This is a genomic window from Afipia dichlorophenoxyacetatis (genome assembly GCF_055386385.1).
Window position 1 is genome coordinate 5,193,108 of the sequence record NZ_AP029250.1, and the last position, 21,892, is coordinate 5,214,999.

The 21,892-nt window shown below is 53.7% G+C and carries 17 protein-coding genes; 3 read left to right on the top strand and 14 right to left on the bottom strand.

The annotated features are described in order from the left end of the window. Positions 1–93: 93 nt before the first annotated feature. From ACZ5C3_RS24355 to ACZ5C3_RS24365, 3 genes are all read right to left on the bottom strand, one after another. On the bottom strand, positions 94–2,670 hold the full coding sequence (locus ACZ5C3_RS24355; protein WP_464033708.1) for an Ig-like domain-containing protein: 2,577 nt from the start codon (positions 2,668–2,670) through the stop codon (positions 94–96). 774 nt (positions 2,671–3,444) lie between these two features. Next, positions 3,445–4,323 carry a right-handed parallel beta-helix repeat-containing protein gene (locus ACZ5C3_RS24360; RefSeq protein ID WP_464033709.1) on the bottom strand — a complete coding sequence of 293 codons (879 nt, stop codon included), beginning with the start codon at positions 4,321–4,323 and terminating at the stop codon, positions 3,445–3,447. Between the two features lies 1 nt (position 4,324). Next, positions 4,325–5,332 carry a glycosyltransferase family protein gene (locus ACZ5C3_RS24365; RefSeq protein ID WP_464044333.1) on the bottom strand — a complete coding sequence of 336 codons (1,008 nt, stop codon included), beginning with the start codon at positions 5,330–5,332 and terminating at the stop codon, positions 4,325–4,327. A 221-nt stretch (positions 5,333–5,553) separates the two neighbouring features. Here ACZ5C3_RS24365 and ACZ5C3_RS24370 point away from each other — a divergent pair, with 221 nt between their 5' ends. Then, on the top strand, positions 5,554–6,321 hold the full coding sequence (locus ACZ5C3_RS24370) for an FkbM family methyltransferase (RefSeq protein ID WP_464033711.1): 768 nt from the start codon (positions 5,554–5,556) through the stop codon (positions 6,319–6,321). Between the two features lie 182 nt (positions 6,322–6,503). Here the strand turns inward: ACZ5C3_RS24370 and ACZ5C3_RS24375 are convergent, their stop codons facing one another. Next, entirely contained in the window at positions 6,504–7,523 is a 1,020-nt protein-coding gene (locus ACZ5C3_RS24375) for a glycosyltransferase family 2 protein (RefSeq protein ID WP_464038421.1), read from the bottom strand. A gap of 493 nt (positions 7,524–8,016) precedes the next feature. On the opposite strand from ACZ5C3_RS24375, the gene ACZ5C3_RS24380 reads away from it, so the two are divergent. Continuing rightward, positions 8,017–9,357, top strand: coding sequence for a glycosyltransferase family 4 protein (locus ACZ5C3_RS24380; RefSeq protein ID WP_464044334.1), 1,341 nt, complete (start codon positions 8,017–8,019; stop codon positions 9,355–9,357). An 18-nt stretch (positions 9,358–9,375) separates the two neighbouring features. Then, positions 9,376–10,662, top strand: a complete 1,287-nt coding sequence (locus ACZ5C3_RS24385) for an O-antigen ligase family protein (protein ID WP_464033713.1) — start codon at positions 9,376–9,378, stop codon at positions 10,660–10,662. A gap of 175 nt (positions 10,663–10,837) precedes the next feature. On the opposite strand, the gene ACZ5C3_RS24390 is transcribed toward ACZ5C3_RS24385, so the two are convergent. From ACZ5C3_RS24390 to wecC, 10 genes are all read right to left on the bottom strand, one after another. After that, positions 10,838–11,566: a class I SAM-dependent methyltransferase gene (locus tag ACZ5C3_RS24390; RefSeq protein WP_464044335.1), complete on the bottom strand. Its 729-nt coding sequence runs from the start codon at positions 11,564–11,566 to the stop codon at positions 10,838–10,840. Positions 11,567–11,680: 114 nt separating this feature from the next. Continuing rightward, positions 11,681–12,991, bottom strand: a complete 1,311-nt coding sequence (locus ACZ5C3_RS24395; protein ID WP_464033715.1) for a class I SAM-dependent methyltransferase — start codon at positions 12,989–12,991, stop codon at positions 11,681–11,683. Between the two features lie 140 nt (positions 12,992–13,131). After that, positions 13,132–14,271, bottom strand: a complete 1,140-nt coding sequence (locus tag ACZ5C3_RS24400; protein ID WP_464033716.1) for a DegT/DnrJ/EryC1/StrS family aminotransferase — start codon at positions 14,269–14,271, stop codon at positions 13,132–13,134. Further along, positions 14,268–15,272, bottom strand: coding sequence for an NAD-dependent epimerase/dehydratase family protein (locus ACZ5C3_RS24405; protein WP_464033717.1), 1,005 nt, complete (start codon positions 15,270–15,272; stop codon positions 14,268–14,270). Before ACZ5C3_RS24405 ends, ACZ5C3_RS24400 begins: the two co-directional genes overlap by 4 nt. A gap of 69 nt (positions 15,273–15,341) precedes the next feature. Beyond that, the gene (locus ACZ5C3_RS24410) at positions 15,342–16,451 is read right to left on the bottom strand and encodes a DegT/DnrJ/EryC1/StrS family aminotransferase (protein ID WP_464033718.1); all 1,110 of its coding nucleotides are present in this window, start codon (positions 16,449–16,451) and stop codon (positions 15,342–15,344) included. 243 nt (positions 16,452–16,694) lie between these two features. After that, the gene (locus tag ACZ5C3_RS24415) at positions 16,695–17,183 is read right to left on the bottom strand and encodes an acyltransferase (RefSeq protein ID WP_464033719.1); all 489 of its coding nucleotides are present in this window, start codon (positions 17,181–17,183) and stop codon (positions 16,695–16,697) included. An 82-nt stretch (positions 17,184–17,265) separates the two neighbouring features. Then, positions 17,266–18,768, bottom strand: coding sequence for an oligosaccharide flippase family protein (locus ACZ5C3_RS24420; RefSeq protein WP_464033720.1), 1,503 nt, complete (start codon positions 18,766–18,768; stop codon positions 17,266–17,268). Further along, complete coding sequence (locus tag ACZ5C3_RS24425) at positions 18,768–19,511, bottom strand: acyltransferase (protein ID WP_464033721.1); 744 nt, start codon at positions 19,509–19,511, stop codon at positions 18,768–18,770. The genes ACZ5C3_RS24420 and ACZ5C3_RS24425 overlap by 1 nt, the downstream gene beginning before the upstream one ends. After that, on the bottom strand, positions 19,508–20,548 hold the full coding sequence (locus ACZ5C3_RS24430) for a Gfo/Idh/MocA family protein (RefSeq protein WP_464044800.1): 1,041 nt from the start codon (positions 20,546–20,548) through the stop codon (positions 19,508–19,510). The genes ACZ5C3_RS24425 and ACZ5C3_RS24430 overlap by 4 nt, the downstream gene beginning before the upstream one ends. A gap of 67 nt (positions 20,549–20,615) precedes the next feature. Continuing rightward, positions 20,616–21,875 (bottom strand): UDP-N-acetyl-D-mannosamine dehydrogenase, encoded by a 1,260-nt coding sequence (gene wecC, locus ACZ5C3_RS24435; RefSeq protein ID WP_464044336.1) that lies wholly within the window; start codon positions 21,873–21,875, stop codon positions 20,616–20,618. Positions 21,876–21,892: the final 17 nt, after the last annotated feature.

The following is a 21,892-nucleotide window of genomic DNA, read 5'->3' on the forward strand; positions in this document are numbered from 1 at the left end:
CGAGTTATCTAACCAATTATTTATTCCCAAGAGCGGCTATCACACCGCTCTTGGGTCACTCTCATAGTCGGACGTGACGACTCGACTCCGTAATTACGCGAAGTGGAAGTCGTACTTGTCCAACGAAGCTAGCTTCGTGTCCTTCAACGTCAGCGTGTTACCGCTCCCCGCGTTGATGACCACGTCGTGACCGCTTTGCGATGCGTGAGACAGAACGTCCGCGAAACTGTCGAAGACGCTCTTGCTGAACTGCACCACATCGTGACTACGACCGGCTTCCTGGAAGTCCTTGATGACATCCTTGCCGAAGTTCGCCGCGAACACGAAGGTGTCACGACCTCCGTTGCCGCTGAACAAATCGTTGCCTGACGTCCCCTTCAGCGTATCGCCACCGTTGGTGCCGAGAATGGCACTGCCGGCAGCCATGCTGCTCTGACCACTGCTGTCCACGACCTTCGTCGTGAAGTTATGGACCGCATCCGAAACAGCGGATTTGGTGGTCAGACTCCACGTTCCATCGGCGGCCGCCTTCACGGTCCCGACAGATCCCTTGCCATTATCGAAGATCGTGATCTGGCTGTAAGGATCGGCCGTTCCCTTGAACGTCACCGTGTCATTCCATTTCTGGTAGAGACCGGTAAACGCGGAATCCGCGGTATGGCCATCATTGTGCGAATCGACGTTAAGGTTAACCGCCGCAGACGCTTTGCTGATGTTGCCGGCAGCATCAGTGGCCGTCGACGTCAAGCTGTGCTTCCCATCCGCGAGATTGTCCGCAGCGTAGGTCCACGCTCCCTTGTCATTGGTCGTCGCGGTTCCGATCTGCTTGGTACCGTCAAACACCTTCACCACGCTGTTGGCTTCGGCCGTTCCGGTCAGCGTGACGTGATCGGCATTGACCGCACCACCGGTGACAGCCTTCCCATCTGACGAGAACGAAGCGATCGTCGGCGCATCAGGCGCATGCGTGTCGATCTTCACCGACGTAGCTGCGGAAGCGCTGGTGCCTACTTTTGCCGTGAGATTGTGAGACCCGTCTGCCAGAGCGGCAGTCGTGTAGCTCCACGCACCGCTGCTGTTTGCAGTGGCCGTTCCAATCTGGTTGGCTCCGTCGAACACAGCTACTTTGGCGTTAGCAGCCGCAGTGCCCGTCAGAGTCAGCGTGTTGTCGCTGGTGATACCATCTCCAACTTTGCCCGTGTCGTTCGAGAACGACGCAATCTTCGGCGCAGCGCTCGGTGTACCCGGATTGCTTGGATTGGTGGGGTTGGTCGGGTTAGTCGGCGTCGACGGAATGTTGACGGTTACAGCCTGCGAGGCGGTGCCGGTATTGCCCGCCGCATCCATCGCCTTTGATGTCAGGCTATGATTGCCGCTTGCCAGTGCACCGCTGGTGTAGGTCCAGGAGCCGCTACCGTTTGCCGTCGCGGTGCCGATCTGGGTCGAGCCGTCAAACACCTTAATGGTGCTGTTGGCCTCCGCCGTACCGGTCAAAGTGACGGTGTTCGGTGTGGTTGCCGCCGCCGTAGCGGCCTTGGCCGCAGTGGAAGCGGACGTCGCCATCGTCGGAGCCGTTGGTGCCGTGGTGTCGATCTTCAGATTCAATGCCGAAGACGCAGCACTGGTGGCGCCGGATGCGCTGGTCGCCTTCGCGGTCAGGCTGTGGCTACCATCCTTCAGCGCAGCAGTGGTGTAAGACCATGCGCCACTGCTGTTGGTGGTGGCCGTTCCGATCTGAGTCGTGCCATCGAACACCTTGATGGTGCTGTTGGCAGCGGCCTTACCGGTCAGCGTCACTGTATTGTCGTTGGTAATGCCATCGCCCGCGACACCGCTGTCGTTGGAGAAAGCATCAATCTTGGGAGCGTCAGGTGTCGTCGGCTGGGTAGGTGTCGTCGGGTTTGACGGATTCGTGTTCCCACCGCTTGTAACCAATCCCTTCGCAATCGTGTCGCCATCGTTTGCGTTCCCGGTATAAACCGGAGAAGACTGGTTGAAGTTCACGGGTCCCCAATAACCGCCGCCGATGTGGTTATTTGTGATCGAGACACCAGTAATTGAGCCGCCGGAAAATTGGGCGTCCGAGTATACTGTGTATCCGCCACCCACCAGCAGATTACCGTCGACCTTGATATTCGAGATCGGCCCGAAGTAGTTGTCGATCATAATCGCCGCTGTTTGCGTATGCGGATTGACGACAGTGTTATGCGAGATTGTAACGTTGGAAATCCCGCCGTCGATCTGAATACCGTCGTAGTGCGGCGACCCCGACGCTTTCAAGTCGTGGATATAATTGTCTTGAATCACGCTGTTGCCCGAGGACAGGGCAATGCCGTTCTCGACATTGTAAATGTTGTTCCCGATAAACGTACCTTGCCCTGCGATACCGCAAGAGCCGTCGTTACCGGTGCCGACACCGTTGATTTCACAGTTCTGAACAACCGCGCCAGTTACTCCTGGCGAAACTCTAACGACGTAGAATGCAGGCGAAGTGATCTTACAGTTTTCCAGCGTCACGTTTGGGGCGTTGATGTAGACGGTGCCCTTGATATCGAGCCCGGAAATAACCGCCCCCGCCTTATTCACAACGACGTCGCCCGACGGGGTTAATGTCACGCCCGCAGGTACACCCGTGCTTGTCGCGTCGGGAAATCCAGTTGTTGTAGCCAATGTAACTCTCCTTCAAGTTCGACGGTATTTACGACCCAACCAATATTCTGTGATGCAATTGGTCGAGCAGCTCACCGGTGTCGTATTGGTCGAGTGCGAGCGGCTTTTTTTGGACGACTTAGCGGCTCGTCGAAGGTGATTCTCGATTTGTTAATCAAACTTACAGCACAGAGGGGATTTAATAAGCTGATCTCGTTGAATTCATTCGCGATTCGACGATTTAAACGCAACACAAGACGACAAGCTTGTAGCGATTTGATCACACGCAACGCAATTATTCAGAGGCGGGCTTTTCAATATATCCCTTATTCAGTCATTTATTCCCAATGACGCACTACAATCACACGTTGGAGAGTTCTAGGCCGCACAATGCAACTTGGAATTCGTCGTAATCTGGGCGCGCCGTCCCTCTTCTCCAAAAAAGGGACAAAACGCCGCCCAATCGGAAAATAATCCTGGATTTTACTTGTTGATAAATGCCCGCCCCGAATCACCTTAAAATATCATCGAAACGAAATAACGCTTCAAATAACTGCACCAAACGCATCCGGCGTTGCCGCCAGCGGTCGCGGGCAGGTACATCCGCATAATCATATGTTTTTAAATGAGAATATTTCTGCTTCGAACCGGAAAGCAGCTAATCGCATACCCAGCGAGGCTGTAAAAAGCCTTCGGAGCAACGACAGACCTCTCTTCTGCTTGGCCGTGCGTCACCTGACAATGTCTCGCGGCAACTTTCGGCTGCGAGTTCAAAATAGTCCAAACGAGTCCGCCTTACTTCGCGTACGTCAAATCCCGCCCGGTTACATCATCAACATTCCCACGCCAGACAGGGGTGTTCTTCACGACAGATCTGTATCCCCAATGGCCTTTGCCCAATCGATTCTCGACGAATGAAACGCCCGAGATCGTTCCACCGTTAAATTGACCATCGGAGTACACCGAGTAACCGCCTCCAATGAGCCGGTTCTGCTCAACCGTAATATTGGAAATCGGCCCAAAATAGTTATCGATCATCACAGCCGAAGTCTGCGTATATGGATTGATGACTGTGTTGCGTCGGATGGTTACGTCCGAAATACCGCCATCGATTTGAATTCCATCATAGTGAGGGGATCCGGACGCTAGAAGATCGTGGATGTAATTGCCTTCAATTGTTGCGCTTCCATCAAGCGTAATTCCATTCTCCACGTGATAGATATTATTACGCAGGAATGTGCCCGCGCCTCTTATGCCATTTGAGCCGTCGTTGTCCGTTCCAACCCCATCTATTTCACAATCCTGAACGACGACATTCTCGGCACCGCGCTTGATTCGCACGATATCGAATCGCGCGCCCCTGATACGCGAGTTCATTAGCTTGACGTTTGAGGCGTTGATATCGACGGTCCCACGAATATCCAGACCGGAGACAACTGCGCCCGCCTCGGTAATAACGATGCTACCAGAAGGCTTCAGCGTTGTTCCTGCAGGTACCCCGGAATTACCTTCGTCAGGCCAAGCCGTTTGGGAAGTGGGATGCGCGACAACCCCTACTTCCTTTTCGCCCTGCGCCCAAGCTCCATTCATTGGCAAAGAAAACACTAATAAAAGAAAGAGAGGCCAGCCACGCTTTTGATGCTCGGCCAGACTTGGTCGAAGCGCTTCACGCATTTTAGGATGCCTCGTGATGCCAGCTCGGCCTACCGACCTCTCCCCGCAAGCCGGCAAATATCCCCTCGAGCGCAGCGATAAAATTCGATGTCGCACCAGATCGCAAAAACCTGGCTGCGTACAAACACGAAGTTACGATTCGTAATGGAAGAGACCACGGAAAATGCTTGCGCACGAAATGGATGCCGTTTCGCTGCTGAAGATAAACCGACAATTTTGGCATGGCGGCAAGACCTCTCGCCGACCCAGTTGCCGTTCCTCGCTTATGTGCGACGATAGATTTACTCGCATAACCAAGGCCTGTCGGCTTGGCACGCACCCCCCAATCGAGGTCCTCAAAGAAAAGGAAGTAACTTTCATCCATGAGACCGATTGTTTCGATGCAACGTCTCGTTACATACATCGATGCCCCCGACGGACTATCCATTGCGTCTTCAATCTCTGAGAGGTCATGAGGCGCATCAAGACGCTCGTTGAGTCCGATTGAGACGCCCCTTGACGCCAGTCTCTGCCAATGCAGCCCACCACGAAAGCGAACACGGACAGGCTCTTCGAGATCGAGGATAGTGCTACCGACCATCCCCTTTCCCCCGACTTCTGCTCGCTCGACAAGAGCCGCAAGCGCGTCCTCTCTCGGCACAGTATCGGGATTTAAAATCCAAAGACCTTTCCAATCGAGGGCTTTCAGAAGCGGCTGGGTCCAAGCATTGATGCCGCCTGCGTAACCTAGGTTATCGGCGGCACATCCAACCCAGATATTCGAGGGCCTGTTGCGAAAGCGAAAACGCATCACTTCAACAAACCGGGTCGTCGAGAGGCTTGGTGCAGGAAGGTCTCCTACGACGGTGCATAGCGCTTCGCTTCCCGCAAGTTCCTCAACAAGGCGCCGATAGAACGGCGGACCTCCGTTCTCGCAGATGAAAACATCGAAATTTGGCGCGAGCGAAGCGGATGAAATGGCGGTCAGACAATCTACGATATCCGCTGGATTGCGAAAGCCGACGATCACAACCGCAACTTCTGCGGTGCTATCGATAAGCGCCCGTTTCCCGTCGCCGGTTAGCGAATTCTGCCCCATGCGCGAATTTTACCTTTGACTGTCACCGTTCGGCGCCATTAACAAATTCATTATTGCTCAATGCGTTGAATATATATTGCAATAACATTTTTGTACATTTTAAATGTCAAAATGGCGATTAATTAAATAGCGAATGAAGGCGACCCGACAGCATGAATCCAAAGGCTTTGGCACGTTTCTTTTACGCGAATGTTCCGGGGGTCGCCGCTGCTAGGTTTGCAGCCAAGGATTATGCGGCGTCATATTTCTCCAAACCGGAATACAAGGGAGCTGGGAAGCTGCCATTAAGTGACGGCCTGATCGTCGACGTCGGAGCCAATCGCGGACAAAGCATTGCTGCCTTCAAGAGGCTCGAACCACGGGTCAAGATCGTCGCGTTTGAACCAGAGCCAATGGCGGCGCAACGCTTGTCGATGCGTTATCGGAATGACCAAACAGTTACAGTGCACGGATGCGCGCTCGGCGCCTGTCCGGGCGTCATTACTTTTTTCATTCCCAAATATGGTTCGTGGGATTGCGACGGGATGGCATCGACCGATCGCGAGCAGGCGACGTCCTGGCTGAGCGACCCGGGCCGAATGTATCATTATGATAAAAGCAAACTGACCCTAAGAGAATATCCCGCGGAGTGTAGGACTCTCGATTCATATGAATTGTCGCCTCAGCTCATTAAACTTCACGCTCAAGGCGCTGAACTCGAGATCGTTAAAGGAACGCGGCATACCATGAAAGAGCACCGGCCGGCCCTCATGTGCGCCTTCCCGACGCCAGCCTTCACCGAGTTTGTTCGCGAGTTTGGCTACCGGCCTTACATCTACAGCGACGGGCATTTCAGTCCCGGGCTGACAAGACCACCTGTAACCTTTACCTGGTACCTGACGAATGAAAATAGCATCCACCGTTCCATTGTCGGCAGATAAGGCGCACATCTTGGGCCCGGGCCAGCTGCAACGCTGGACGTTCAATCGCATCTGATCTCAAAACACGATGAGCGTCCTGAATGCGTGAAAGGACATCATCATATTCAAAATAGACCATCGCATCGAAACAACGGATACCTGGATCCGTTTGCGACCTACAATCGTAGATGCTCTCGACCAGCTCAGGTTTGCTGAACCTGCTCCGTTCGCCTCAACAGTCTTGAAAACACGGAGGCCATGGACTTCACGTAATCTGCCGCGGGCTTCAGAAGCCGCCATACGCGGAAGCCCAAGCGCCACTTACAATTGAGAAAAAACCATGCAAGCGATTGCTTCACGCGTGGATCTAACTCAACCGCATGTTCCGAGAGTCGGCGGGAGAGGTCCATATTATCTTCATTGAATGCGCGGCTTGCACACCCGACTGCATCGCAAGCCAACCGCAGCAACAGCGATCGACGAAGCGTCGGAGCATCTTCAAGCACCTCACTGCAGCGACTAAAAAAATGATCGAACGCCGCCTTACGCTGACGGAGATCTTGTTCTGGCGAATAACCTCGTGACATATTGGTCGCATGGCGGCGGTAGACTGCGAGGTCCGTATCCAGAAAGCCAACGCAACCATGCGCGGCAAATCGCAACCACATCTCCATATCGCCGCTATGGGTCAACTCCGGCGCATAGCCGCCTAATTTTTTCTGCAGGGCGGTTCTAACCATTACGCTCGGTGCGAGGACGACATTTCGAGCGCCGCTAAGCTCAATAAAATCAAGGCCCGTAAATATACGGGTGCCAACGGTCGCACCAAGATCGGCTGATGGCTTTATTTCCTCACCATGATCGAGTGGAATGGCCCTCCCAAAAGTAAATCCAACGGAAGGGTAGCGATCCATGAGTTCGGCAGACCGTCGAAGCGCATCTGGCAGCAGGTAATCGTCCGCCGACAGCAGAACCATATAGTCCGCGGAAGCCCACGCAATTCCTTCGTTGTAGGTAGCGATATGCCCCATATTCGAAACGTGCTTGAGGAAACGAACGCGCTCGTCGCGGCAAGCGAGATCCTCCGCTATTTCGGCTGTGTCGTCCGGTGACGCGTCGTCGATAATCAATATCCGAACTGTTGGCCCAGACTGCGTCAGAACGCTTTCAACACATTCGCGGAGAAAGTGACCGTATCGATAACAGGGAATGATGACATCCACCGAACTCAACGGACGCTCCTATAAATCAATAGAGAGGATTTACCGACTGCGGCGTGTGCAAGACCGAGACAGCGGTAGATCTGATACATTATTCTTAAACACGCCCCAACAATTAACTATTTAAAATAGAAATATAGATTAATTTCCAGAAGAATTATCTCAACGCCACAAAATATCACTAAATTCAACGACTTAGCAAAGATACGCTCATTGCCGGCAGATTTAAATCTAATGGACAAAACTGAGCCTTTACAATTATTTTATTTCTACGGGAGCCGCTAGAAGGGGCGCATTTTCTTAAGTCCGAGCTGCAGGCCGTGACGCGGATTACTCTTGCAGATGGTTTTTCGCAGTTGGAATCTTGAAAACCAGGACATCCTTTGGGTGAAAATTGGATCCGACAGACGTGAATGAAATCTCAAAAATGCGACCGTCTGGTCTCGCGCTATTTGCCATGTGGGCACAGCGTCGCCGTTGGCCGATTCCACACGCCGTGAGAAAAGTCGCCCGTACATTGCTTTCCGGGTTTCGAAGCAATAACGCCCGAATTGACGACTGGTCCCATCCGCTCATCGTTCGTCAAGAGACTCCCTTCGTGGAGATGCCAAGCATAGACGATCAACAGATGGCGACAGTGCCCATCGGGCAACAGGCCACCCCCACCAGCGTAAGCCAGTCCAAAACCCGTCTACGCTGCCTGATTCTGACAAGCGTGCTGGATGCAGGCGGTATCGATGAGTTCGTCGCATTCCTGGCGCGCCGGCTACCCAGCAAAGACATCGATACGCTCGTGATGTTGACGGATTCTACTGCCGGCAGCGGCCGTCTTGTAAAAGCTTTACGGGAGGAAGGGATACCAGTGATCGACGAATCCCCGGAAGATAGTTGTCGATGGCTTGCCGCTCATCGCCCCGACGTCATCAGTGCACACGCTCCCCCCGACTGGATTGTCGAAGCGGCCCAGGCACTGAACATTCCCGTCATTGAGACGCTTCATGCCGTCCCCACTCCAATAGGGACTGATTGGGGGAAGGAAGGTCCCAGAAGCCGCAATATCAAGTTCTTTATCGCTGTGAGCGAAATGGTGAGGCGGCAGTACCTGCGAGGCAATCCGGAATTCGACGCGGACGCCATCTTCACCATTCCTAATGGCTACAACGATACTCACCGTCCTACCGTCGATCGGATGAAAGCAAGAGCTTGGCTCGGCCTCGATCAGGAGTTTCTCTTTATTTCGCTTGCACGGCATGTATTGCAAAAAAATGCCTACGGCCTGATCGCTGCTTTTACGGAGATAGCACGCGAGTTTCCACAGGCTCATTTGGTCATAGCGGGTCGCATGGATGACCCTGCATATATCGAACAGGTGTATTTCCTCCGCAGTCAGTTGCAGGAACGACAAAGAATTCACCTGCGTGATAATCTTTCCAATCCATCCCCCTTGTTCGCCGCAGCCGACTGTTTCGTCCTCAATTCCTTTTTCGAAGGTTGGCCTCTATCATCCATGGAAGCGCTTTGTGCTGGATTGCCTGTCGTGATGAGCGATGTCGGCGGCGCCCGCGAACAAATTGGCACAAATGGGGAGCGCGGCTACGTAGTACCCAACCCCGCCGGCGATCCGGAGACAGTCAGCTGGGAGAGCTCTGCGAGAGAGCGCTTTCGGCCACAGAGAAACAAAGATGCTCTGGTCCAGGCCATGCGTTCAGTCATCGAAGATCGAGAACAATGGGCAGCGGCTCGCGCCACATTAATGAAAGATGCGAAGCAACGCTTTAGCGTGGAAACATGCATCGAACGATACGCAGAGTTATTTGAAAAAGCCGCTGTCAAATAACAAAAGTCAGAGAACACAATGACGAACGTCATCGCGCAACAAGGACTCAACTACCAACCCGGCGCAGATTGGCGCACTTCTCGCCGTGCTCCTTCGCGCTCCGGTCGTTTAGCGGCATGGCTTGTGTTCGGTGGAGCGCTGTTCCCGGGTGGAGTGGTTACGATCAATATGTTGGGCCCGAAGCTCACAGTTGGCCGAATAGGGATACTGCTGCTACTGATACCCGCGCTTATCAAGCTGACCAGAGCAAACCGCCGTTTAATACTGTCAGATTATCTTGTTTGCATGGCGGCGGCCTGGATGATCGGGACGGCTGCATACACAGGCGACGGGGACGACATATCGTCTGCGGCCGCGGAAAGTATCGAGTATGCAGGAGGCTATTTCGTTGCCCGGGGCCTGCTTTTTGGATACGCCGCACTCACTTCAATGACCAAAGTGCTCAAGATTGTTGCTCTCGTAGCCATTTCTCTAGCGCTTGCTGACAATCTATCTGGACGATTGGTCACTTACAACACGCTGGCCCAGCTTTCCGGTAGCGCATCTTTGCTGGGAGTCGACTTCAGAATGGGCATGGTGCGAGCGGCATCAACATTCGATCATCCCATCTTGTTCGGCACGTTTTGCTCGATCACCGGCATTATCTTCTTGTCTACAGAAACGGCTTCAAAGCGAATTTTGTGGGTTGGCCTATGCCTCTTCGGATGCTTCCTGTCGCTATCATCAGCCCCAATGCTATTTTTTCTTCTCGCGATAGCCACCTTTGCCTACGACAAGCTTATGAAACAGTTTCCTTGGCGATGGAGCGCGTTCTGGATTGCAATTTCGGCAGTCCTCCTTGTGATCTTCGTTGTGACGAACCATCCGATCGGGTGGATCATTTCTCACCTGACCTTAGATCCAGAGTCAGGATATTTCCGATTGCTAATTTGGGATACCGCGTTACCAAAGATTGCCGAAGAGCCATGGACTGGCTACGCGTTCAATTCCCTTGATGACTATATACTCGACTATACCGTCGATTGCGTTTGGTTGACGTTGGCGCTTCGATTTGGTGTTCCCTTGGTCGTCCTGATAATTCTCACCAACATCACAGCGATTCTGCCATCAGGAGCCCCCCGAAATCTGAGGCGCAACACCACTCAGATGGACGAACTGCGGCCGGGCTTTACCAGAGTTCTTTTGATCATAATGTTGACCGGTTTGACGGTTCACTATTGGCACTACATCTGGATTTACTGGGGACTTTGCGTTGGTGTTCGAGCGTCGCTTCGCGAACAGTCGATGACAGGCTATCAGCCCTGACATCCCGTCGACCAAGGTTATGATGTAAAGACCAGCTCAGCAATGAGAGCGAGTGCAGCTTCGAATTCCGGCTTACGAGATCTTGCCAACTCAATTTGAGCTCCGATAGATTTTTTACATCGATGGCATGGCTTTTAAGCCGCGACCGACCATACCCGCTACTCAGCGAGTTTCGTCAACTTGTTTGACTGAAGGCAGATCGATCGATGACCTTCCAGTTAACTCTGGGCTGCACAAGATTGCCGCCGTTGGCCTCACCGAGCATGATGTATTGCTTGGTAAGATGATGGCGCAGTAAGCCGAATGACAGCGTATCCAGCAACTGCGATTTCGACCCTTCGACTCCTGAGATCAAGCCATCTATAACTATTAAGTTGGCATCGTTGAGAAGCTTAACAGCTGTATCTTCGACGAAGAATCTCAGATGTGTACGATCCATGATGCCTGAGTCACGATAGGTAAACTTGCGCCCAAAGAGCAAGGGAAGCGTCACACTCAGATGAGCCACGTTCGGGACAGAAACGATAACACGCCCGTTGACTGAAAGAAGGCGACTTATTCTCTGAAGAGTGCTTGTCGAGTCTGGAACATGCTCAAGTACATCCAACAGCAGGATGAGATCGAACGTTTCAAGCTGCGGCATGCACTCATCTATATTTCCAAAGATAACCTCGTCGGCATTCAGCTCCAGCTGACTCCTAAGGTTCACATTTAATTCGATGCCGGTCGTCGTTGCATTCGGATAGATGGTTTTAAGCCACCTCAGTGTATACCCGCCACCGGCGCCGATATCGAGTATTCGAGATGCCGTCTTCGGCAATAGCGAGCGTATTTCCCGACGCGAGTGTTGGTAATAACGTGCTTGCGCCGCCTCTCCTAATGAATGGCTCGCTTTGTCTTGCATTTCCGAACCTCAACACATTCACTGTTCCGCTGAACGCGAAGTCCCGATTAAGAGCCCGCCACTCTCAAAGCACCGGGTAATCTTTTGGGCGCTACAATCTCTTGCCAGATCAACTCATGCCCTTTTGGCAACAATTACGAAATCCGAAACCAGAAGCGAGCGCCCGAGACCACCAATGCTTTTACGGCCCTTGTCAGGGATGACTCTAAAGATCTTCTCAACGGTCAATCCGCATGACGCGCACCATTTTCGAACTCTTCCGATCGATGTATTATGAACTCCCGTGGCCTCGTAGCGCCCCCACCTGCGGAGCTTTCTGTCGTTCTTAACACTCTGCCATAAGTATCTATAAGAGGGCAGGTTCGGCGCGCTGATGATAATCCTTCCGTTCGGCGACAGAAGATCGACGAACAAACTCAACAACTCAACCGGATCGCGAACGAATTGCAGAATATCCAAATATAACAAGCAATCAAAACGCTCGTTTTCGATACTAGCTCTAGCTGTCCGCAGATCGCCTTCTACTATTTCCACACCCGTTCTTGACGTACTGCTGCTGATGACCGGGTCGAGAGGAACTGCTGCGACACGCCTCCCACTCTTGACCAAGCGGCGCTCATTTGCAGCTGAAGCACAACCTATTGAAAGGATTCTTTTGGCGCCCTCTGGAACGGCCGACAGCACCTCGTCCCTGACGGGCTCGTAGTAGTCTTTTGAATACATGCTGTGCCAAAGGCGGGTGCCAGCATTGAGCAACGGAACAGGCGCGCGTTCGTCATGAACAATTCGCAACAGCGCTGCGATCTGAGAATTCAATTCGGGACCGTCTACACCCAGCTTGCCGATATATTTATTGGGCAGGTGGTGAGCCGCGAAATCTTCGATCTCAGAAACCGGAATGAGTTTCTTAAAGCCGCACTGCGTGTATGGGTCAGTGGCGGCAGTACAAAGAAGGTCGTACTTCCCCTCGTGTGGTTCAACTAAAAAGCCACCTGACTCGATCGCCTTTGCGAGCTGTTGCTGAGTAAGCAGATAGGAAGCCGCATGCTCGTTGGTAAAATGGGCAAGGCAATAATTCCCTCTTACCCTGACCGATGTGCAATCCCAGTGGAAGTGGCCGTGCATCTGAGGATAATTCAGCCCGCCGTCCAGATCCTTTTCTACGAGCAGAAAGCCCGCAATCTCGTCTTCCGCCAGTACGGCAGAGACTTCCAAGAATGCTCGAATATTCCGCTCTGTTATTAGGATATCGTCCTCTGAATAGATGAAGAGGTCATAATCATTCAGGCGTTCAGCAAACAACTTCTTGTGCGAAAACGGGAGCGACCATGGATTCTTGTTCGGAAGTCCGACGAGACATTCGATGTCTGCGGCCGGCCTCTTTTCGATGTTGGAAAGAATAACGATATCGATATCGAAAGGCATCGATCTGTATTCATCAATGACCTTTTCTAAATATCGGTTGTTCGCGGTCCCGTAGCTGGCGAGCGCGACCAGAATTCGACAATCTCGGACCTCGGAGCCTCTCGTGATAGAACTCTCCTCTCCCCGAAGTTTTACGGGAATCACCGCATGACCTCCGCACGCAAAGCAGCCGCCACACGTGCAGCATCCTCCTCGATCATTTGTGCATAAATCGGCAGAAGGATCGCGTGATCTTGGGCAATTTCGGATTGACGCAGATCATGACGCTGCCTGTCGTTGGCGTACGGCCCCTCGCGGTGAGAACACATAATCCCACGTCGCGTTGCGATACCTTGATCCAGGAGATTCTGCATCACCGTTTTCTGGTCGACCCTGCTCGGCAGACGCACGCAGTAACTTTGCCAGTTAGAGCGGGCCCATTCGGGCTCGAGCGGCAGACTCAACCCCTCAATATTGCCAAGAAGTTCGGTGTACCCTGCGGCCAGTGCGCGGCGACGCGTAACGATATCGGATAACTTCGCCAGCTGCTTGCGGCCGACAGCCGCCTGCATGTCGGTCATCCGATAATTGTAGCCGACCACAAGATAATCCTCGAAAATCACCTGCGGCGAGCCGTGCCGAACCGTGTCAGGAACGCTCATACCATGCTGCCGTAGGAGCCTGAACTTACCGTCGAACTCCGCGTTGGAGGTCGTCAGCATGCCTCCCTCACCAGTCGTGATCACCTTTCGGGGGTGAAAGGAAAAGCAGGCAATATCACCGTGAGGCTTGCCAATTCGATCCCATTGCTCGGTAATTCGAATCTCACTGCCTGCGGCACAGGCGGCATCTTCAATCAGAATAAGATCGTGCTTCTTGGCCAAAGCAGTCAGTGCGCCTAGATCACATGGCATGCCCATTTGATGGACCGCCAAAATGGCGCGCGTACGCGGCGTAATAGCTTCAGCTACCCGGACCGGATCGATATTGTAGGTTTCTGGATCGATGTCCACGAAGACCGGCGTCGCACCGCAATATCTGATGCAATTCGCCGTAGCGATAAATGAGTGACTCGTGGTGATCACCTCGTCACCTGCGCCAACATTCGCCGCGACCAAAGCAAGGTGCAGGGCTGTTGTACAGTTGGACACCGCACAGGCAAACGGCGCATCGACCATGGCCGCAAATTCACGCTCGAAGGCAGCGACTTGCGGCCCCTGGGAGACCCAACCCGACAGTACAGCCTCTCGCGCTGCGTCGGCTTCACTCTCATCAAGAAGCGGCAATGCGATGGGGATCATGATCCTAATGCCTGCTGCTTACTCGGCAGTGCCAAAGTGTCGCGTTCGGCCCGCCACCAATCAACCAATTCGGCGAGCCCCTTATGCAGCGGGATCGTCGCGCGGAAGCCGAGCATACGTTCTGCTTTATCGGTGGACGCCAGACGGCGCGGAACTGGATTGACGGAACGCTCCGGTGCAAATTCCGGCTCGAGTTCCTTCTTGCCCATGACCTCGGTCAGAGCTCGCGCCAATTCCGCCAGACTCGTTTCCGTTCCGCTCGCAACGTTGAAAACCTCGTCGCTGACTTTCGCCTTGGCTCCAAGGATATTGGCCCGCGCAACGTCTCTCGCATGCACGAAATCCATGGTCTGCCGGCCATTGCCAAAAATGATGGGGGGCAGTCCGGCTTCAAGGCGTTCCATCCAACGGATCAGAACTTCCGTATAGCGGCCATGAATGTCCATGCGATCGCCGTAGACGTTGAAATACCGGAACGCAACGTAATCGAGACTATGCATATCGTTAAACGATCGGAAAAGGCCTTCATTGAAAGCCTTTGCAGCGCCGTACAGCGTGCGATTGTCGTAGGGATTTTGGTCTTCCGTCGTCGGGAATCGATCCGCCATCCCATAAACGGAGGCAGACGAAGCCGCGATCACCTTTTCGATGTCATGCTTCACGCAAAGTTCGAGCAAATCGAACGTCGACTGCACCATCACTTCCATCGCAAGGCGCGGCTCCGCCGCGCAATGCGTGATCCGCAAAGCGGCTTGATGGAAAACAATGTCAGCGGATTTGACGAGAGCTGTCATCAGCCGATCATCTCGGATATCACCATGCACGAGTCGGACCGGCCCACGCCCCAGCGCACGCTCCAGATTCTCGGGGCGACCACGAACCATGTTGTCGAGAGCAATGATCTCGATACAGCCCTCATTGCATAGCAAATCTACGATGTGCGAACCGATAAAGCCGGCTCCGCCTGTTACCAGTATCCGTTTGCCCTTTAAATCAGCCACAACGCGACCTCTCTTTGTCCGAACAATCCGTAGCTTGGTCTAAAATTGCTCGCTTGAATGGAACATCGACTACGCAGCTTGAGTAAGAACCGCCTTCTCCAATTCCGAGACCACTGTCGAGATCTGATCGGGCTGTAGCTCGGCATAAATTGGCAACGAAAGAAATCTGCCAGCCAAGAGCTCTGTCACAGGCAGGTCGCCCGCCTTGTATCCAAGTCCGGCATAAGCCCTTTGAAGATGGACAGGTACAGGATAATGAATGCCGGTGCTGATGCCTGCGGCCTGCAACTTGGCCTGCGCCTCGTCACGCTCAGCCACTTCAATCGCGTAAACATGATAGACATGGCGACTATAGGTCGGGGGAGCAGGTCGTCTGTAAGGGTGGCCGGCCAATAGTCGATCGTATTGGGATGCGACAGCTCTTCGCGCTTCGGTCCATTCCTCGATGTACTTCATCTTGACGTTCAGTATCGCACCCTGGATTCCATCCATGCGATAATTGTATCCCGCCACGACATGGTTGTATTTCGAGGCCTGTCCCCAGTCTCTCAACAACGCAATTCGTTGATCGATTCCAGCATCATTACAGACCACAGCGCCGCCCTCGCCATAGGCGCCGAGATTCTTGCCGGGATAGAAGCTGAAGCAACCTGCATCGCCGATCGAACCGGCTCGACGGCCCTTGTACTCCGCGCCATGCGCTTGCGCTGCATCTTCAATCACAATCAGCCGATGCCGGCGGGCGATCGTCATGATCGCATCCATGTCGGCCATCAGGCCATGCAGATGAACAGGAACAATTGCCTTCGTCCGCGGCGTGATCGCCGCTTCAATTAGTTTGGGATCCATCGTCCAGGTATGAGGATCGATGTCCACAAAGACAGGCGTCGCTCCGCAATAGAGAATAGCTGCAGTCGTCGCAACGAACGTCATCGAAACCGTTATGACTTCGTCACCTGGGCCAACCCCCGCGGCAAGAAGCGCGAGATGAAGTGCCGATGTTCCGCTATTGACCGCCTTGCAATGCTTTGCGTTGCTATATGAGGCGAAGCGCTCTTCGAAAGCTGAAACTTCAGGACCCAGCACAAACTGCCCGCTTTCGATCGCGCGCTCCACCGCCACGTCGATCTCCGGCTTGATTTGCCTGTATTGGGCCTTCAAATCGAGAAACGGAATCAAAGGCCATTCCCCCTGCATCACCGACGTTCCACAAGGAACAACTGCCGCGCCACGACTGTCTGTGAATCTGGGACTGAGGACGCGACTATAAATCAATCACCGATATTAAATATTGGTATAAATATAAGTTGGTGAAAATAATACCGCAACCAATTAATAAATCGAGATATATTTAATTTCCATCATGATTAAATTAGACAACGACGGCAAACACGCAAACTTCCTTGAAAAGCGCGGTTTCTGTTACGCGGTCACGTGAAGCCTCTTCTTTCCGGTGACAATTCGAGCCGGCACGCCCGCGACGACCGCATTTGGCGGCACATCTCGAGTGACAACCGATCCCGCCCCGACGGTCGCCCCCTCTCCAATGGTGATTCCGCAGAGGATTGTCGCATTCGATCCGATGGAAGCCCGACGACACACTCGGGTGAGCTCCACCTTCCAGTCAGCAGGTCCTTGCAGTTGGCCATCCGGGTTCGTCGCTTGCGGGAACCTATCGTTGGTGAACATCACACCATGACCGACGAAGACCTCGTCCTCGATCGTGACTCCTTCGCAGATGAAGCTGTGCGATGAAATTTTACAGCGACTGCCGATTTTCGCGCCGCCCTGAATCTCCACGAACGTGCCGATCTTGGTTTCATCACCAACGGAGCAGCCATAGAGATTTACGAGATCAGAATGGAAGATCTTCACGTCACGACCAAGCTGAACATCTTTTCCGATCGGCATTCAATTTCTCCCAAGAACGAATGATTCCGTAGGTGGCACCGTGCCACTGAGTGATGTCGGACCGCAGCCCATAATCAATCTACTATCGCGCATCGGAGGCTGAGCCCGCTGGTTTAACCTTGGTCATGCCGGCGAACGGCGGAAAGCGTGCAGATAAACCTTTCGCGGCGAACTGCAGATGTGGCAACAGCGGATGGTCCGTTAACACCAACGTTGCACACCATCCTGCCCCAGCAGAAAGACAGGCCAGCACGAAGCCAACGACCGGTCCAAGCAAACCGACATGAATCATAGCGGCGAATAACAGCGGCCCAACCATGCTAACGAGAGTGATGACACCGCTTTTCCATGTAGCCCGAAGCAGATCCGACAGGGAAAAATTCAGACGTCGCTTAATGAACAAAATCGCCACAGCCGCTTGAAATGGAAGCGTCAGCAACGCCGTTGCAGCGACGGCTTTGACGCCGAAGAACGAGGCCGCAAAAACTAACAACAGCGACGGCGGAAGAGAAATTGCCGAGGAAATCATTGCGTCGCGCACGGAACCAGCGGCTACAAGAACCGGGTATGTCAGACACGCCGCGAACAGGAAAAGGCTTGCTGCACACAGCAACCGCACAAGCGGGACAACATCCAACCAGGTTGCACCAAGCCATATCAGGATAATCGGATAAGCCATCACCGCGACAAATGAAAGAAATGGCCAGTGAACCGCAGAAAGCAGCGAGAGCGCGTCCAGATAAATCCGCTTCAGATCGCCACCGGCTTTGATCTGGGTGAAGATGGCCGGCATGATGACCGGGCCAAGCACCTGCCCCACTAATTTATCAAAAACCTGCGTGGCACCAACGGCACGGCTGTAAAGTCCAACAGCCGCAAAATCCAAGATACGGGCCAGAAAGAACTGCGGCGCCAGATTGTAAAACACATTGATGACGGTGACGCCGCTGGAATACAGGCCGAAGCTCATGACATTCCTGTACCCAGACAGCGAGGGGCGAAAGATCGTCAGATCGCCCCACGCAACAACCAAGAAAATTGACAACGCAATGTTTCCGGAAACCAGTCCCCAGATCGGCGCCAGGTAACTGTATCCGACGACCGCAAGAGCAATAGATACAGCGGCAGCAATGACATTGGCGACCAGATTACACACGGCAAGCTTGCCGAATTCCATATTCCGCCGGAAGAGAGCCGACACCGTTACTGAAATGGGCGTCAGCGCAAAATTGAGAGCGATGACTTCAATTCCGCCTTTCAATGCCTCCTGTCGAAAGAGGACTGCAAATTCATTGGCTGTCGCGAAGAGCGCCACTCCGATCATGAAGCAAATGCAGAATGTGATCGTGAACGCTGTACGGATATTACGCACCGAAAGCGACGTCTTCTGGATCAGATAGTTCGCGCCGCCGAACTCTTGGAAGAACGCTATAATCACGACAACAATTGCGCTGATCACAGCAAATATGCCGAATTCCTCCGGCGTCAGAAGTCGCGCCATCACGGCGGTAGAGATTACGGAGAGAGCAAAGCCCCCGTAGCGTTCTGCGGCCGAAAAGAAGATCGAACGATGCACCGCACTCATTATGATCGGCTCGTGGCCTGGATCCTTTCCACGTCCTGCTTCTTGCGTCGGCCGATGACCCTCGCCGGCACGCCGGCGACCGTGGAAAATTCTGGAACATCCCTCGTGACGACCGCGCCCGCTCCGACGATCGCACCACGGCCAACGGTAATTCCTGGCAAGATGACTGAGTTCACACCGACATCGGCCCATTCGCAGATTCGAACAGGGGCAATCTTGAGGTCCGTCTGGATAAACGGAATATCGACCGGAACGCCGGTGTGCTCGGAGCCAAGCACCTTCGCGCCGGAGCCCCATCCCACATAATCCTCAAGAACAAGATCACGCGCGTCGAAATAACTTTGCGGACCAATCCAGACTCCTTTGCCAACGACAAGACGTCCGTCAAACCGCCCCTGAATGATGGTCTGCTCTCCGATGAACACCCCATCGCCAATCTCAAAGGTCTCAGGATGGATGACGGTAACGCCTCGACGAATATTCGCGCCCGTGCCGAGCTTCCTGACGAGTGCGCGCAAGCAAACCCGACGCATTAATTCGTCGATATAACTTGCTCCGGTAGCATGGCGCGTGAACGCTTCGTGCAGTTGCTCGCGGTCGAGCTGTTCCCGCAGATGGGCCGCCATATCCAGCTCGAATTGCGGATCCTGCTCAATCTCCCGGGCACCGTGGATCGCCTTCACCATCCGCGAACCGGCCTTGCTTTTGCGAGGAAGAATCTCATTTACCTCTTCAAAAATCATAGCGCGGCCTCTTTCAACCTAACGCTCGGCTTCAGCCGAACGGGCTTGCCCTGTGCGGCAATCGATCGGGAAGCGGCTTCCAATACTTCGATGACGCGAAGTCCGCTCGTCCCGCTCGAAACCGGCGTCTTCCCATTGCTCAGGCAATCGATGAAGTGCTCCGCCTCGGTTTGCAAAGCCTCCTTCGCGGCAAGATGCGGAGCCCACATGTCCCCTGCGCGATATCCGATCCGCAGCTGGCGGGCTTTTTCCGCCGATCCATTGACGGTAATTCCCTTGTCGTAAACCTTGATCTTCTCGGTTGGTTCGAGATCGTCATACACGATCATCTTACGGCTGCCGCCCACCAGAGTCTGCCGGATTTTGACGGGGGAAAGCCAGTTGACACTGATGTGTGCAACGCAATTGTTCTGAAAGAACAGCGCGATATGGGCCATATTTTCCGGTGTTCCAGCCACATGGCATGTGCCCGTCGCGGAGACAGCCACTGGCCGCTGATTGAAAATGTGCTGGATGATGGAGATGTCGTGAACGGCAAGGTCCCAAATGACATTCACATCGCTCTGGAACAAGCCCAGGCTCGCCCGGATGCCGTTGTAGTAGTAAATGTCACCCAGAGCCCCCTCATCGACGAGCTGACGAATCTTCTGGACTGCCGGCGTATAAAGGAAAGTGTGGTCGACCATCAGCGTGAGCTTCCGTCGGTCCGCTTCCTCGATGAGGTGAAGCACCTGTTCCGACGTTTCCGCCAGCGGCTTTTCCACGAAAACGTGCTTTCCCGCCTGTAGCGCGGCGAGTGCGAGTTCGTAGTGCGTGTGAACCGGCGTCGCTATCGCCACTGCGTCGATAGCCGGATTCTTCAGCAAATTCCGGAAATCGGTGGTTGTTTCCAACCCAGGATAAAAGCGCTTGCTGGCGGTCAGCTTGGCCGGGTCAAGATCGCTGACGGCTACAACACGAGCGACGTCGCTATTCATAAAATTGCGCACGAGGTTCGGACCCCAGTAGCCGTATCCGATAACTCCAACGCCTATCAATCCGTTTTTCATCTGAATACTCACATACTCGGGTCTAAATACGAATGAAAATTTCGCGTTACGAACGTCACGTCCTGATCGGCATGTCCTGCCAGATACCGCGGGTGTCGATCACATCGAGATGACGACGCTCAGCGATCGGAGTCATCTTGAACTCATCGTGGTCGACCAGAAGGAGAGCTATTTCACAGGAGCGCAAAGCTTCATCGACGCTCATCATTTCCGCGCCGTGTTTTGCGAGCTCCGAAGGAAGACGACGGATATTGGGTTCTACGATCTTGATGCGTGAACCGTACTTTTCTGCGAGATGCAGCGCGATCTCCAAAGCCGGGCTTTCGCGCAGATCATCGACATTCGCTTTGAAAGCCAACCCACAGCAGGCGACATTCGCGTAGGGATGATCCTCGATCAGCGCCATGGCACGTTCGACGATTGTTTCTGTCTTGCGATTGTTAACTTCTCTGCTGGTCCTCATCACCCGAGCCAGATCCGGTGCGGAATCGATGATGAACCATGGGTCAACCGCGATGCAGTGCCCACCGACACCCGGCCCCGGCCGCAGAACGTTTACCCTGGGATGCCGATTGGCAAGATCGATGACTTCCCAAACATTGATGTCGTGACGATCGCAAATGAGCGATAGCTCGTTGGCAAAAGCAATGTTGGTGTCTCGGTAGGCATTTTCCGTCAGCTTGACCAGTTCGGCCGTGCGCGCTGTCGTTGCTATACACGCGCCTCTAACAAACATCTTGTAGAAGCGTTGGGCGCGCCTTGCGCACATCGTGGTGATGCCGCCGATGCAACGATCGTTGTTCACGAGTTCCGAAAGGATTCGCCCTGGAAGAACGCGCTCAGGACAATACGCGACAGAAATCGAAGCACCGCCATTCGACGAACCAACACTGAGATCCGGGCGCTTCTCCCTAATCTTCTTGGCGATCTTTTCGGTTGTCCCAACCGGCGAAGTCGATTCGAGAATCAAAAGATTGCCTGGCACAAGAAGATCGGTAATGCGATCGACGGCTGCCATCACGCAGGACAGGTCGGGATGATTGTCTTCATCAATCGGGGTTGGCACCGCGATCATGAAGACGTCCGCCGGTACCGGCTCAGTTGTTGTCGTCAGCGATCCGTTTGAGACGACCTTCTGAACAAGACCATCGAGATCCGGCTCAATAATATGGATGGAACCGGATGCGACCGTCTTGACGATATCGGGATTGGTATCGATGCCGACAACCTTGAACCCGCGGCTCGCAATTAGTGCTGCGGTCGGCAAACCGATGTAGCCGAGACCAATGACGGCGACTTTTTCAAACTCAGACATCGAGATGTCCCCCTGCG